10 protein-coding genes and 1 riboswitch are annotated in these 14,294 nt (G+C 53.7%); of the genes, 5 read left to right on the forward strand and 5 right to left on the reverse strand.

Annotation, left to right across the window (positions count from 1 at the left end; genetic code table 11):
* Positions 1 to 43: 43 nt before the first annotated feature.
* From FIV46_RS03490 to FIV46_RS03505, 4 genes are all read right to left on the reverse strand, one after another.
* Positions 44 to 1,276, reverse strand: coding sequence for an argininosuccinate synthase (locus tag FIV46_RS03490; protein ID WP_139938415.1), 1,233 nt, complete (start codon positions 1,274 to 1,276; stop codon positions 44 to 46).
* 293 nt (positions 1,277 to 1,569) lie between these two features.
* Positions 1,570 to 5,016, reverse strand: coding sequence for a TonB-dependent receptor (locus FIV46_RS03495; RefSeq protein ID WP_139938417.1), 3,447 nt, complete (start codon positions 5,014 to 5,016; stop codon positions 1,570 to 1,572).
* A gap of 83 nt (positions 5,017 to 5,099) precedes the next feature.
* Positions 5,100 to 6,221 carry a FecR family protein gene (locus FIV46_RS03500; protein ID WP_139938419.1) on the reverse strand — a complete coding sequence of 374 codons (1,122 nt, stop codon included), beginning with the start codon at positions 6,219 to 6,221 and terminating at the stop codon, positions 5,100 to 5,102.
* Between the two features lie 6 nt (positions 6,222 to 6,227).
* Positions 6,228 to 6,824 (reverse strand): RNA polymerase sigma factor, encoded by a 597-nt coding sequence (locus FIV46_RS03505; protein WP_139938421.1) that lies wholly within the window; start codon positions 6,822 to 6,824, stop codon positions 6,228 to 6,230.
* Between the two features lie 931 nt (positions 6,825 to 7,755).
* Between FIV46_RS03505 and FIV46_RS03510 the strand changes: the two genes are divergently transcribed.
* The gene (locus FIV46_RS03510) at positions 7,756 to 8,700 is read left to right on the forward strand and encodes a tetratricopeptide repeat protein (protein WP_139938423.1); all 945 of its coding nucleotides are present in this window, start codon (positions 7,756 to 7,758) and stop codon (positions 8,698 to 8,700) included.
* 72 nt (positions 8,701 to 8,772) lie between these two features.
* Here the strand turns inward: FIV46_RS03510 and thiC are convergent, their stop codons facing one another.
* Complete coding sequence (gene thiC / locus FIV46_RS03515; protein ID WP_139938425.1) at positions 8,773 to 10,623, reverse strand: phosphomethylpyrimidine synthase ThiC; 1,851 nt, start codon at positions 10,621 to 10,623, stop codon at positions 8,773 to 8,775.
* A gap of 63 nt (positions 10,624 to 10,686) precedes the next feature.
* Positions 10,687 to 10,787, reverse strand: a riboswitch (TPP riboswitch).
* 77 nt (positions 10,788 to 10,864) lie between these two features.
* Here thiC and ruvX point away from each other — a divergent pair.
* From ruvX to plsY, 4 genes are all read left to right on the forward strand, one after another.
* Positions 10,865 to 11,326, forward strand: coding sequence for a Holliday junction resolvase RuvX (gene ruvX, locus FIV46_RS03520; RefSeq protein WP_139938427.1), 462 nt, complete (start codon positions 10,865 to 10,867; stop codon positions 11,324 to 11,326).
* Between the two features lie 77 nt (positions 11,327 to 11,403).
* On the forward strand, positions 11,404 to 12,390 hold the full coding sequence (locus tag FIV46_RS03525; RefSeq protein WP_139938429.1) for an aspartate carbamoyltransferase catalytic subunit: 987 nt from the start codon (positions 11,404 to 11,406) through the stop codon (positions 12,388 to 12,390).
* Complete coding sequence (gene pyrC / locus FIV46_RS03530) at positions 12,387 to 13,673, forward strand: dihydroorotase (protein ID WP_139938431.1); 1,287 nt, start codon at positions 12,387 to 12,389, stop codon at positions 13,671 to 13,673. Before FIV46_RS03525 ends, pyrC begins: the two co-directional genes overlap by 4 nt.
* 6 nt (positions 13,674 to 13,679) lie before the next feature.
* Entirely contained in the window at positions 13,680 to 14,276 is a 597-nt protein-coding gene (plsY, locus tag FIV46_RS03535) for a glycerol-3-phosphate 1-O-acyltransferase PlsY (RefSeq protein ID WP_139938433.1), read from the forward strand.
* The last annotated feature ends 18 nt before the right edge of the window (positions 14,277 to 14,294 follow it).

A 14,294-nucleotide genomic window follows, 5' to 3' on the forward strand; every position in this document is an offset into this window, starting at 1 on the left:
AGGCCGGGATTTGCCCGGCCTTTTCTTTTGCTAAATTCAGTTCTTATTCATAGGCCGGCGGAATGTCCGCATCGCCACGCTTTTTCTGCAGGCGCAGGCGCAGGGCGTTGAGCTTGATGAAGCCTTCCGCATCGCGCTGGTCATACACCTGGTCTTCCTCGAAGGTCACATGCTCCATGCTGTACAGCGACTTGGGTGACTTGCGGCCGACCAGGGTGGCGCTGCCCTTATAGAGTTTCAGGCGTACAGTGCCTTCCACATGCTCCTGGGACTTGTCGATCAGGGCCTGCAGCATTTCCCGCTCGGGTGAGAACCAGAAGCCGTTGTAGATCAGTTCCGCATATTTCGGCATCAACTCGTCTTTCAGGTGCATGGCGCCCCGGTCGAGGGTGATGCTTTCCATGCCCCGGTGCGCGGTCAGCAGGATGGTACCGCCCGGTGTCTCGTAAATACCGCGGCTCTTCATGCCGACAAACCGGTTTTCCAGCAGGTCAAGACGGCCGATGCCGTTGGCCCCGCCCAGTTCGTTGAGCTTGGTCAGGATTTCAGCCGGTGACATTTTCACGCCGTCGATGGCCACCGGATCGCCCTTCTTGAAGTCGATCTCGATATAGGTCGGAGTGTCGGGGGCTTCCTCCGGGGACACAATGCGGTTGTAGACATATTCCGGGGCCTCGGTCCAGGGATCTTCCAGCGCCTTGCCCTCGCTGGAGGTGTGCAGCAGGTTGGCGTCAACCGAGAACGGCGCCTCGCCGCGCTTGTCCTTGGCGATCGGGATCTGGTGCTTTTCCGCATAGTCGATCAGCTTGGTACGGCTGTTGAGGTCCCATTCGCGCCAGGGAGCGATGACCTTGATGTCCGGGTTGAGGGCATAATAGCCGAGCTCGAACCGCACCTGGTCGTTGCCCTTGCCTGTCGCACCGTGGCAGACCGCATCGGCGCCAGTGGCCTTGGCGATTTCGATCTGGCGCTTGGCAATCAGCGGGCGGGCGATGGAGGTGCCGAGCAGGTAAACCCCTTCATAAAGGGCATTGGCCCGGAACATGGGGAACACATAGTCGCGGACGAATTCCTCGCGCAGATCCTCGATATAGATTTCCTTGCAGCCGAACATTTCCGCTTTCTTGCGGGCCGGCTCCAGTTCCTCACCCTGGCCCAGGTCGGCGGTGAAAGTCACCACTTCGCAGTCATAGGTCTCCTGCAGCCATTTCAGGATAATCGAGGTATCCAGACCGCCGGAATAGGCCAGCACCACTTTATTGATTTTTTCAGTCATCAGGGGGCATCCTTTACTCAATTTTCTGTCCAGTGAATACTCTGACGCCCGGGTGAGGTCAACTGAAAAGCCAAGGGAGATTAACAGAAAAAAAGGCTGCCGCCCGGAGGACGGCAGCCAGCCCTTCTACGGAGGATAGCTATTAATGTGTGGTCTAATAACTATCTAGGGTTAGGTGTTTCCAAAAGCGCAGGCAACACGCTTCAGGTTTCACAAGATATGACCCCCGGGGAGGTAAAACCCGCTAACCCTATTCAAAATTTTCTTCGGCAATTGTAAAAAACTGTGTGATTTCAGAAACGTGCTTCCACGCCGAAATACATATAAGGCCCCAGAACATCATAGAAATTGGGGAAAGTATTGGCCTGTTGCTGGCTCTCGCCGACTGGGGTTGGCTGATTGTTGAATAAATTATCCACACCACCACGCAATGTCACATTTTCCCCGATGTGATATTTCAAATACAGATCAAAATAATGTTCAGCGGAAAGCGCCGGCACCGCCAGATCCGCAGGATCAATCCCGCTTAACTGGCTACCTGTCCTGACACCACTGAGATATCGCCACCTCACGGTCAGACTCATGGGGCCAGTATTCCATGTGGTCATTTGTGTGAAGCGGAACCTAGGATGAGGATCGCCGCAATGCAGACCAAAGTAACCGGCACAATCATAGCCAACCAGTCCGTTCGCAGCCTGGAGCTTATAATCGAACACGAAAGAGCCCTGAAAATAGATATCCAGGCTGTCATTGTTGCTCATCAAACCGCCCCCCAGTTCAGTGTAAAAAAACATCTGGGCGTCGAGGCCTGAGGTTTTTGCCTTTCCCTGGTTTGTCAGTTGGGCTTCCACATAGTCTATGTTGCCACCATCCAGGCGATGGATCGCATTGCAATAGGGGTTATTGGGATCTGAACCGGAGTAGCAGAGCTCCAGAACATTGCTGGTGCCTCCGGCCAAAACATCTATCATGTCATAGATGTTTATGTTGTAATAATCCAACGTCACCTGGAAGTTCTCAATAAAGTCCGGCTCAAACACAGCACCAAGAGTAAATGTATTTGAATGTTCCTCCTCGAGATTAGGGTTACCACCGTAAACACTTCTAACCTGACTGCTCACCGGCGAAAATTTTCCGGTCTGACCAATCGGTACCCCCGTTGTTTCGCACAAGGTATCTATGTCGCCGTAGACATCGTAAAAACTATCCGCACAGGGGTCAGATGCGGGAAGGAAATTTTCGTAAGTTGCCGTGTAAAGTTCACTTATACTGGGAGCCCTGACAGCACGCTGAAACTGGCCCCGGAAACTCAAGTTCTTTGTTGGCTTCCAGAATATCCCCCCGGCAAAAGAGACCGCGCTGCTCGAGGTACTAAACTCGGAAAAACGAAAGGCGCCCGATACCTCCAGCTGTTGTCCGCCCGACATCTGCGCCAGCAAAGGAATGCTGAATTCGCCGAACAGGCTGACCACATCATAGGCGCCGCTAAGATTCTGGCTCTGATTAAATCCCAGTGAATCATCACTGGACAAATAATCATCTATCGATCGACGGAGGGATTCCCTGCGCCAGTCCACACCAATCAGATATTTCATATCCTCCAGGGGGGCTTTGGCAATGTTGCCAGATAACGCCAGGCTTGCGACATGGCGCTGATATTTTGTCTTGCTTAGCACATCAATGCTTATGTAATCCGCAGCTGCACCTGTTACATTTCCCTGGCCAAAAATATTGACCGGAAAGCACCCGTCATCCCGTGCTGCCTCATCAGCACATACATATTTCCCATTTACCATCTCGATATCCAGGGCATGTCTTAACCGAGTTGAGGAAATGTCATTCACGCTGAATTCATTGTGGCTGTAATTGCTGAAATTATAGTGGGCCAACAGGCTCAAATGATCGGAAAATTTTATATCCGTCCCCAATACAACATTAAACGTATCCCTGTCGTTTTCCTGTCGCCGGGGTCCTATTTCAACAAACCTGCGCGCCAGAAAAGGAATTAAGGCCTTGCCGTCACTCTCAAAAAGCAGCCTGCCGGAAGTCATTTCGTCAGGTACGCCCACAACGGCGACCGGTGTCCCATCGTCATTCCAAAGCGGTTCCGAGCCGACTACATTGCCCTGACCATCGTAGACCAGAGACAAGGCCTGTCGAGCCTGTACTGGGTTACCATTCAGGTCAAACAACAGGGCGCCCATACTGTCGCGTGCCTGCATCAGAGTCCCGGTTCCATACCAGTCGATTCCCTGCAACGCCAGTTTTGCCTGGTCGGACAGGAAAGGATTTTCAACAGGGACAGTCACATCGCCGATAAATGCCGGCGTCGGGGCCAGTTCAGTATCCACCCTGTTGTGAACATAAATCGACTGCAGGTACACATTGGCTGACTCTGACAGATCATAATCGCCGCCAAAGGTAATCATCCACCTTTTTTGGGGTACCTGGAGGTAGTTGGCCGGTGCATAGTTATAGGCATCCGTCAGGCGGTCATAAGTCTTGATTTCTCCTTCAGGCGTAAAAGTAGAGAGCCCCGGATACGGTCCCGATCCTGACACATCATAAATAAGAGTGTCCGGGATCGCCGAACTCCCGGACCGAACCAGTCCCGGGATTCCCCCTTCGTCCGGCGACAGGGGAATTCCAAAACCATATTTCTCATCCACGCTACCCGGTTCAATATAATAATCCGTCAAGGCGAAGGTGGAAAAATCGCGGCTCTCCTGCAACAGGGATTCCCGCTCGAGATAACCGATATGGAAGAAAAAATTCCCCCTGCCCTGTCCAATCTCCTGACCATAGACCATATCCCAGTTTGCCTTGTCTGCATCCCCTTGACTGGAGACTTTCTGCTGGGCGTCAACCAGAAATCCGTTGAAATCATCTTTCAGGACAAAATTTACCACGCCGGATATGGCATCGGATCCATAGACCGCCGACGTCCCGCCGGTAACGATTTCAACCTGCTCCAGAAGAATAGTGGGTATGGCGTTGAGATCGACTACGCCATCTTCGTCGCTGGGCGCATAGCGCCGGCCGTTGACCAGAACCAGTGTTCTCACCGGTCCAAGCCCCCTCAGGTCTACAGTGACAGTCCCGTTGCCGGGATTATTGGAATGTGCCGTCAGTCCCGGAATGACCTGGGGATAGCGGTTCAGCGCATTTTCCACATTCACCGTTCCGGTAGTGGAAATCATTTCCGCATCGACGATTGAGAGAGGATTAGCCGTGGTCAGTTCCCGTCGCTTTAGCTGCGACCCGGTGATGACCAGCTCTTCCAGGAGTTTCTTTTCAACTGCGGGCTTCTGTTCGTCCAGGGAACGGACCATACTATCAAGGGCGATATTCCTTGCTTCCCGGCGCCGCTCACGCTCCAGCTTTTCCTGTTTCAAGCGCAATTCACGGGCACGCTCCTTGTCGAAACGAATAATGATCGTGTTGTCCGGATTTCGGTAGGCCCTGAATGGGGTATCCTGAAGCAAGATAGAGAGAGCTTCATTTGTGGCAAGCTTTCCGCTTAGCGGCGCCGCTGTGTAGTTGCTGGTTATATCATAGGGAAAGATGATCTGTTCCCCGGTCACCCGGGCAAAAATCAACAAAGCTTCCGCCAGGCTGTTCTGTTTGATCGAAAAATCAACCAGCTGCCTGTTCTCCTCTGCAGCGTAAACAGGCGGCACAAGAGATACCGAATACATTGACACCATCGTCAATGTGCCCATAAGCCGACCGGCGCGCACGAATTTACTCCTGCCCAACTGCAAACACCTTCCCCTAGATATAAATCCCCCAATCAGACATGAACCGGCTATCGGTTGACCGGTCAGGCCTCCGTTATAAAAGTCACAAACGGCGTCACCTTTATTACCTTGACTGGGAAGGCATCTTCAACTGCATTAATAAAGGCGTCAAAATCATTGATATCAAAAGCACCCCCCATCTTCATTTGTTTTATCGCCTGGTCTGTTATGATGATTTTCTTATTTGTATAGCGCGCCATTTCATTGACGATCTCCGACAAAGGCTGCCCCCGGAACAATATCTTCCCCTGTCGGGAGAAAACCAAACGTTCAAGATCAAGCTGGCTGGCCTGTCCAACGGGTCCCAGATGTCCGTCGTAGGCAAACATTTTTTGTCCGCCGGTGACAAAATAAGAGCTATCTTCACCCCCCTCTGCCGTCTGTTTAATCTCCTCCAGATCCGATTCCTGATGCACTGCCACGGTGCCTTCAATGACAATCACCTCCACCTTGTCTTCGCGGTCATAAACACTGAAGGACGTGCCCACAGCCTGGGCTGTTCCATATTCTGTCTCGACGACAAACGGGCGGCTGGGGTCCTTTTCCACATCAAAGATTGCCTCGCCCCTGAGCAGCACCACCTTGCGCAGATTTTTGGTATATTCCTCCCGCAACAGACTGTCCGTGTTCATAAATACATGGGATCCGTCGGCAAGGATAATCCGGCTCTGCTCTCCTACATCCGTCCTGTAGGTGCCTTCAGGCAGATAACGGCTGTAACCGTAATAGGACATCGCCACCGTCACCAACACCGCAAGCGTCGCCGCGATCCGGGCGAAGGTCCGTGAAAATGCCCACCCATTGTTTTTTGTCGCTGCGGCAGTCGACAGGTAAGTTATATTTGTCCCGTCTGCATCACTGCTGTCTCTGCCGGAAAGAGATATATCCCCATCACTTTCCTCTGTTTTGAGTGCGCTGAAGTCAAGACCATCCATATCGGCAAGCGATAAGTCGTCCTCCAGCATGTCTTCCACATCGAGCCAGAAAGAAGCAACCTGCTCATAGACTTCCCGATGGCGTTCATCCTGTTCATACCAAGTCAGGAATTGGTCGCGGAGTTCGTCGTTGCCGGCGTCCTCCTGCAGGCGCATAAACCACTGCCGCGCCTGATCTTCCAGATCCTGGTGTTTTTCTTTTTCGTCCACAATAACTCACCGTATCATTCTTATTTTCGCTGCATTATCCCCGCTCACACCCTTGCCATCTCTTTTTTCCTGCCGGATGGCTGTCTGGGGCCTCTGGAGCAGCCTCATATAATGCTGGCAATCCCGCATTCCTTTCAGCACGTGCTTTTCAGCAGTACTGATCGAAATGTCGAGTTTTTCCGCTATTTCCTTGTAGCTATGTTTGTTTATTACTCTCAGTGTAAAAGCCCTGCGGCATTTGGGAGGCAACTGATCGACAGCCTCGCAGAACAACTGATATTCCTGTTTGGAATTCAGGGCCTGATCAGCCAGGGGTTCAGCGCATTTGACGTCCAGTAGCTCGCCGTCCACGGAATTCTCGAACTTGACGATTTTCCGCCGCCGCAGCGTTTTCATGGCCAGGTTATGGGCAATCCTGTACAGGAAAGCTTTGGGCGACTGTATCTCCTCCGGGTTCTTCGCATTATGGAACCGAAGGAAGGCTTCCTGGGCGACTTCCTCGGCTTCATTTTCAGAACGCAGAAATTTATACACATACCCCTTCAGGTTTTGGCTATGTTCTCTGTAGAGCTCCTCCAGAACTGTATTCCGGTTATTTTCCATAACCTTTGTCCATTTCCGGGAAGATATTTTCTGCCGGATTATACTCCGTTCCTTTCACTAGCTTCCTCCGCATGAGCTTTTATTATATTGTGGAATTTATATCCTAGCCCCATTCAAACCACCCACACATTATCCTGAGACCAAGCGAAAAAAAATTGCGACGGAAGGCCTCAACCAGCACTCAAACCGCAGAAATTCCACAGCCTGATCGTAATTTTAAAAAAAATAAAAGTCTATTAGCGGGTTTATCGCTGTCAGGAGTCTATGTTTCTTATGGACGGTCGGAAAAGTAACAATAGATCACAAAATTTTGTATCTGAACGATATATCGAGAGAGCAGAATATTTCGATTTTCATGCCCACCGCACAGTCCGCCCGCAAAAGCAGAATAATTGCTGGCGGATTACAGAAACGACTCACCCTGAAAAATAATATTAAAAAAGGCTGCAGCTTTTTCAAGCTGCAGCCAGTTCTCCTACGGAGGATAGCTATTTCTGTGTGGGAAAATAGCTATCAAAGGAACTTGATGTGGTAATACCCCCGTACCGCGTCGGTAAATCAAACAAACTTTTATATATTTGAATAAATCGAAATATTATTCGGTTTATTTGCTGTAATTACGGATATCACAACCTTTAACAGATTGCCAGTATATTATAACAGATATAAGTCTCAAAGGTCCCCGTACAAGGCTTTATCGCATATTTAGGTTAATTCGTCGTAAAAGCAGAAATTTCATCCCTAACCAGCCTAACAGTCCTGGCCGACAGCCTGCCGGAATGGAACGATCTGCCCCCTGGAACGCTCTTGGGTGACACCGTCTATTACTCCGCCGCCAGCCGGCCAAAGAAGTTACTGAAAGTTGACACCTTCGAAAAGCAATTGCTAGTCTGTGTTGTCGAACAAACAACAACTCACATTGGGGGAATCTATGAAGATTAAATTTGCTCTTCTGCTCATCCTTTCCGGCTTTCTGTCTCTTCCTGCATTCGCGGAAAAAAGTTACAAAACAATGGAGAACGTCAACGGTTTGGGAGCGATCTTTGGTGGGCGCTACGCCATTATAGAGTACAACTATTCTCAGGGTGTAGAAGTAGGGTTTTTGATTGATACAGAGCCAGAACCGGTCCCTGACAATGCGCTCGAAGAATGGCTGGAAGCTCTCGAGGTGATTGGGTTCAAAAGATGGTTCCACATCGCCTATGAAAAAGTTGTTACAGAAAAATCTCTCCACAGCCCCTATGAAAAATCGAGAACAAAAAAAGGCACACCTACTCAGATAAGATATGTCTCCATGCTGAGGGAATCCCCGATGCCTCCGCCGCTGTCGGGAGAAGCCTTTGACTCGGAGAATCCTGAGCATCTCCGACAAAAGGACTGGTTCATAGAAAAGTCAAAAGTAGCTTCAGACGAGGAAACCTTATTTCTTGCCTTGATCAACATTCTTGGAGTTGGCACTTGTGTGAACGATGAACTGGCAATGGAGTTACTAAACGGCTTGGCTAACAAAGGTTATGGCAGGGCCTCCTTTGTCCTCTCCAAAATTTATGAAGACAATGAGGACACGGCGGAGTTTCTCGCCAGCATTCAAAGAGATGAAAAAACATCTATGAACTGGCTTCTCAAGGCAGCCAGGGAAGGTCACCTGGATAGCCAGATCACACTGGCCAACTATTACCTCAAAGGAAAAAGAGTAGAGAAGAGCCTTAAAGACGCATATGTCTGGGCGCGGACTGCTGCTTTGTCGGATAGGCGCAACGGTAGTGCTACACTTAAAAAAATCAACAAAAGATATGATAGCAGGAAACAGCAGAAATACCTGGAGGCTTCATACGACTCCTGGCCGTTACGAGAAGAGGTCAAAATCGCCGAATAGGCTCAAATAAACGGGCTTCAGAATAAAATTCTGAAGCCCGTGACAACTTCCGGACAGGTCACCAACGGCTTATCAAATCGCCTTGTTGGATTCCTTGTTCGCCTCGACCGTCTGGTAGATCTCGGAGCCGCTTTCGCGGAATTTTTTCGACATCTCGATCATGCCTTCCTGGTTCTGCTGGGCCGCATAGTCCCTCACCTCCTGGGTGATTTTCATGGAGCAGAATTTGGGCCCGCACATGGAGCAGAAATGAGCCACCTTGTGGGCTTCCTTGGGCAGGGTCGCATCGTGATATTCCCGCGCTTTTTCCGGATCGAGCGCCAGGTTGAACTGATCTTCCCAGCGGAAGTCAAAGCGGGCGCGGCTCAGCGCATCGTCGCGGACCTGCGCCCCCGGGTGGCCCTTGGCGAGGTCAGCGGCATGGGCGGCGATCTTGTAGGTGATCACACCCACCTTTACATCATCCCGGTCCGGCAGGCCAAGATGTTCCTTGGGCGTCACGTAGCACAGCATGGCGCAGCCGAACCAGCCGATCATGGCGGCACCGATGCCGCTGGTGATATGGTCATAGCCGGGCGCAATATCGGTGGTGAGCGGGCCAAGCGTATAGAAAGGCGCCTCGTGACACTCTTTCAGCTGCTTGTCCATATTGATCTTGATCTTGTGCATGGGCACATGGCCCGGGCCTTCGATCATTACCTGGACGTCATGCTTCCAGGCGATCTTGGTCAGTTCGCCAAGGGTTTCCAGTTCGCCGAACTGGGCCTCGTCATTGGCGTCGGCGATAGAGCCCGGACGCAGCCCATCACCAAGCGAGAAGCTCACGTCATAGGCCTTCATGATTTCGCAGATTTTCTCGAAATGGGTATAGAGGAAATTCTCCTTGTGATGGGCCAGGCACCATTTGGCCATGATCGAACCGCCGCGGCTGACGATACCGGTGACGCGCTTGGCGGTCATCGGCACATAGCGCAACAGCACGCCGGCATGGATGGTGAAATAGTCCACGCCCTGCTCGGCCTGTTCAATCAATGTGTCGCGGAACACTTCCCAGGTCAGGTCTTCGGCAATCCCGTTCACTTTTTCCAGCGCCTGGTAGATCGGCACGGTGCCGATCGGCACCGGCGAGTTGCGGATGATCCATTCGCGGGTGTTATGGATGTTGCGGCCGGTGCTGAGATCCATCACCGTGTCAGCGCCCCAGCGGGTCGACCAGACCATTTTCTCCACTTCCTCGGCCACAGACGAAGCCACGGCGCTGTTGCCGATATTGGCGTTGATCTTGACCAGGAAATTGCGGCCGATGATCATCGGCTCCACTTCGGCGTGGTTGATATTGGCCGGAATGATGGCGCGGCCGCGGGCGATCTCATCACGGACAAATTCGGGCGTAATCTGTTCCGGGATGCTTGCGCCGAAACTTTCCGCATATTCGTCCGGGGTGTAGTTTTCCGCCAGTTCGGCCCGGGCCATATTCTCGCGGATGGCAATATATTCCATTTCCGGGGTGATGATGCCGCGCCGGGCATAAGCGAGCTGGGTCACTGCCTGGCCGTCCTTGGCGCGCAGCGGCCTGTGCTTGACCGGAAATTCCTGGGCCAGATATTTGCCCTGGGCGTTGCCGTTATCTTCCGGCTTGATATCCCGGCCTTCATATTCCTCCACATCACCGCGGGCCACAACCCACTCCTGTCGGGTGCGGGCCAGGCCCTTGTAAATGTCGATCTCCACATCGGGATCGGTATAGGGACCGGAGGTATCATACACGGGGACCGGCTTTTCATTGGCCGACGGATGCAGGTCGATTTCGCGCATCGGCACCCGGATATTATCCGCGACCGTCCCCTCCACATAGACCTTGCGCGACGCCGGCAGCGGTCCGGTGGTAACTTCCATTTTTTCAGGTTTGGTAGCGATATTCATCAGGATCTCCGTCATATTTGGTCTGGGATCCGGGTAAGCGATACTTGGAGGAAATATTTGCGATAGCTGCAGTCATTCCTTCCCTCCGCCGGTATCACCCGGATCAGGTTCTAAGGGTCGGCACATTCCGCCTCTCAGCCGCATCGGCACCCCTAGGAATTCTCGTCCCCATTAGATATTGAAAGCGGCGGGTAATTCAAGAAAATATTGCAAATATCCTTAAACAGTCTATCTAGGGCCCATGATCACTGACATCAAAGAACTCAAAGCACAACTCAGGACCGGCCAGCGCCTGCTTGGCCTCGACCTCGGCAGCAAGACTATCGGCCTTGCCCTCAGCGATGTCATGCTCAGCATCGCCAGCCCCATGGAAACCATCCGGCGCAAGAAATTCACGACGGATTCGGAACGGCTGCTGCAGATCATCAAGGAACAGAATGTGGGCGGCCTGGTGCTCGGCCTGCCCATGAACATGGACGGCTCAGAGGGTCCCCGCTGCCAGTCGACCCGCCAGTTTGCCGCCAACATGCTGGAAAAGATCGACATCCCGATCATCTTCTGGGATGAGCGCATGTCGACCATGGCGGTAACCCGCACGTTGCTTGATGCAGACGCCAGCCGCAAACGGCGCAGCGAGCTGGTCGACAAGATGGCCGCTTCCTATATTCTGCAGGGCGCACTTGATCATCTTTCAAACCTGTAAACTCTTCTTGCCTGCTTAGGCGAAAGCCCCTATAAAATAGCTCTTCAGTGATAACGAGAACATATAAGGACTGAAGCATGTCAAAGGCCGCCCTCTCCCCCACGGCGACGAGCGAACTTTTCCCGCACAAACACCTTCTGGGGATAGAAGGGTTGAAGGAAAAGGAAATCACCCAGATCCTCGATGTGGCTGATCAATATGCCGAACAGAACCGGCAGACCAATAAGAAGAAAAGCATTCTCCGCGGCCTGACCCAGATTAACCTGTTTTTCGAAAATTCCACCCGCACCCGCATGTCCTTTGAACTGGCGGGCAAGCGACTGGGCGCCGATGTCATCAACATGTCCACCTCGACTTCGTCGCTGAAAAAGGGCGAGACCCTGCTGGACACCGCGCTGACGCTCAACGCCATGCAGCCGGACCTGCTGGTGGTGCGGCACGGCCAGTCCGGCGCCGTCAACCTGCTGAGCCAGAAAGTGGATTGTGCTGTCCTCAACGCCGGCGACGGCCGCCACGAACATCCGACCCAGGCGCTGCTGGACGCCATGACCATTCGCCGGCGCAAGGGCCGCCTCGCCCGCCTGACCGTGGCGATCTGCGGCGACATTTCCCACAGCCGGGTGGCCCGCTCCAATATTCACCTGCTGACCACCATGGGCGCGCGCGTGCGCCTCATCGGCCCGCCGACCCTGATCCCGGCCAAGGCGGAACGGCTGGGTGTAGAGGTTTTCTATGACATGAAAGAAGGACTGAAGGATTGTGACATCGTCATGATGCTCCGGGTCCAGACCGAGCGCATGCAGGGCGGTTACTTCCCCTCCATCAGCGAATTCTTCACCCTCTACGGCCTGGATTACGACAAGCTGAGCGTGGCCAAGGAAGACGCCCTGATCATGCATCCCGGTCCCATGAACCGCGGGGTGGAGATTGACGCTGCCGTGGCCGACGACCTGACCCGCAGCGCTATTCAGGAACAGGTGGAAATGGGGGTTGCCGTGCGCATGGCCTGCCTCGACCTGCTGACCCGGGAAAAGCGCATGAAGGAAGAGGAGACGGGCCAATGATTACTCACGTTCTCTATGATAACGCCCGCCTGCTCGATCCGGCCAGCGGCCTCGACATCCACGGCCAGCTCCTGACCGAAGACGGCAGGATCATCGCCCTCGGCGAAAAAGTCGACCTCCGGGGCGCTGACGTCGACATCATCGACTGCGGCGGCCACTGCCTGGCCCCGGGCCTGATTGACATGCGGGTCTTTGTCGGCATTCCCGGCGCCGACTATCGCGACACCATTTTCAACACCGGCGAAGCGGCCGCCTATGGCGGGGTCACCACCGTCTGTGTGCAGCCGGTCACCCAGCCGATAATCGATGACATGGCCCGGGTGGAATATCTCATGAGCCGGGCCCGGGACGCCGCCGTCAATTTCATTCCCCTGCCTGCCGCCACCAAACAACTGGCCGGCGAGGAAATGACAGAAATCGGCCTGATGAGCCGGGCCGGCATCAAGGCCTTCACCGACGGCAATGTCAGCATCGCCAATGCCTCGCTGATGACCCGCATCCTCAAATATATGAAATATTTCGATGCCCTGTTGATCCAGCATCTGGCGGAGCCCAGCCTTGCAGGCAGCGGCTGCATGAATTCCGGTGAACTGGCCACCCGGCTGGGCCTGCCCGGCATTCCGACCGAGGCTGAAACCATCATGCTGGAACGGGATCTGCGCCTGCTGAAAAAAATCGGCACCCGTTATCATGCGGCCCAGATTACCTGCCAGGACAGTATCGAGGTACTGAAGGCAGCCAAGGCCAGCGGCATGAAGGCAACGGCCGGTGTCTCTGTGGCCCATCTGGCCCTCAATGAATTCGCCATCGAGGATTACCGCACCTTCGCCAAGGTCTCCCCGCCGCTGCGATGTGAAGACGACCGCGTCGCCGTGGTCGAGGCGCTGAAGGACGGCACCATTGACGTAATCGTCTCCAGCCACGATCCGGAAGATCCCGAAAGCAAGCGGGTACCGTTCGAGCAGGCCGAAGCCGGTGTCATCGGACTTGAGACCATGCTGCCGGTGACCTTGGAAATGTATCACAACGGGCAAATGGACCTGTTGAAGATCCTCGAGAAAATGACCGTCAACCCGGCCCGCATCCTGGGACTGGGCAGCGGCGTCCTGAAAGAAGGCGCGCCGGCGGACCTGTGCCTGTTTGACCTCAACTCACCGCACCGGATCGATCCGGACAAGCTGCCGAGCATTACCAAAAACACCCCCTTCGACGGCAAGCCGGTCCAGGGACGTGTTCTGCGTACCGTGGTCGGCGGCAAAACCGTGTTCGAACACAAGGGGTGATACGCGATGGAACTTGAGCCTATCATTCTGATCGCGGCGCTGGCCGGCGGTTATCTGTTGGGAAGCATTCCCTTTGGACTGGTGCTGACCCGTCTCGCCGGTCATGGGGATATCCGCAACATCGGGTCAGGCAATATTGGCGCGACCAATGTGTTGCGCACCGGCAACAAGTTTCTCGCCTTCCTGACCGTGATCCTGGACGGCGGCAAAGGGGCGGCAGCCGCCCTGATCGCGGAATATCTGACCCCGGGCGCCGGCCTGTTTGCCGGTGGTGCGGCATTTATCGGCCATATCTACCCGGTGTGGCTGAAGTTCAGGGGCGGCAAGGGCATGGCCACTTTTCTCGGCACCATGCTGGCGCTGAGCTGGCCGGCGGGCATCGCCTGCTGCCTGACCTGGCTGGTCATCGCCCTGACTTTCCGCATCTCTTCCCTGTCGGCGCTGGTGGCCGCCCTCTTGTCGCCACTCTATTCTTACTATATATCTGGAACTGGACTTGCTATTTTAAGTTGTATATTGTGTGTTCTGATCTTCCTCAGACACAAGGACAACATCAAACGCCTGCTCCAGGGCACGGAACCGAGGATCGGTAAAAAGTCCTGAGCGCCTCAGCCCGGGATT

It is taken from the genome of Emcibacter nanhaiensis, from assembly GCF_006385175.1.
Classification (GTDB): domain Bacteria; phylum Pseudomonadota; class Alphaproteobacteria; order Sphingomonadales; family Emcibacteraceae; genus Emcibacter; species Emcibacter nanhaiensis.

What these genes read in the sequence shown, in the direction of transcription:
- FIV46_RS03490 (WP_139938415.1), bottom strand. Translation starts at nt 1,276, where the DNA reads ATGACTGAAAAAATCAATAAAGTGGTGCTGGCCTATTCCGGCGGTCTG.
- FIV46_RS03505 (WP_139938421.1), bottom strand. Translation starts at nt 6,824, where the DNA reads ATGGAAAATAACCGGAATACAGTTCTGGAGGAGCTCTACAGAGAACAT.
- FIV46_RS03510 (WP_139938423.1), top strand. Translation starts at nt 7,756, where the DNA reads ATGAAGATTAAATTTGCTCTTCTGCTCATCCTTTCCGGCTTTCTGTCT.
- thiC (WP_139938425.1), bottom strand. Translation starts at nt 10,623, where the DNA reads ATGAATATCGCTACCAAACCTGAAAAAATGGAAGTTACCACCGGACCG.
- ruvX (WP_139938427.1), top strand. Translation starts at nt 10,865, where the DNA reads ATGATCACTGACATCAAAGAACTCAAAGCACAACTCAGGACCGGCCAG.
- FIV46_RS03525 (WP_139938429.1), top strand. Translation starts at nt 11,404, where the DNA reads ATGTCAAAGGCCGCCCTCTCCCCCACGGCGACGAGCGAACTTTTCCCG.
- pyrC (WP_139938431.1), top strand. Translation starts at nt 12,387, where the DNA reads ATGATTACTCACGTTCTCTATGATAACGCCCGCCTGCTCGATCCGGCC.
- plsY (WP_139938433.1), top strand. Translation starts at nt 13,680, where the DNA reads ATGGAACTTGAGCCTATCATTCTGATCGCGGCGCTGGCCGGCGGTTAT.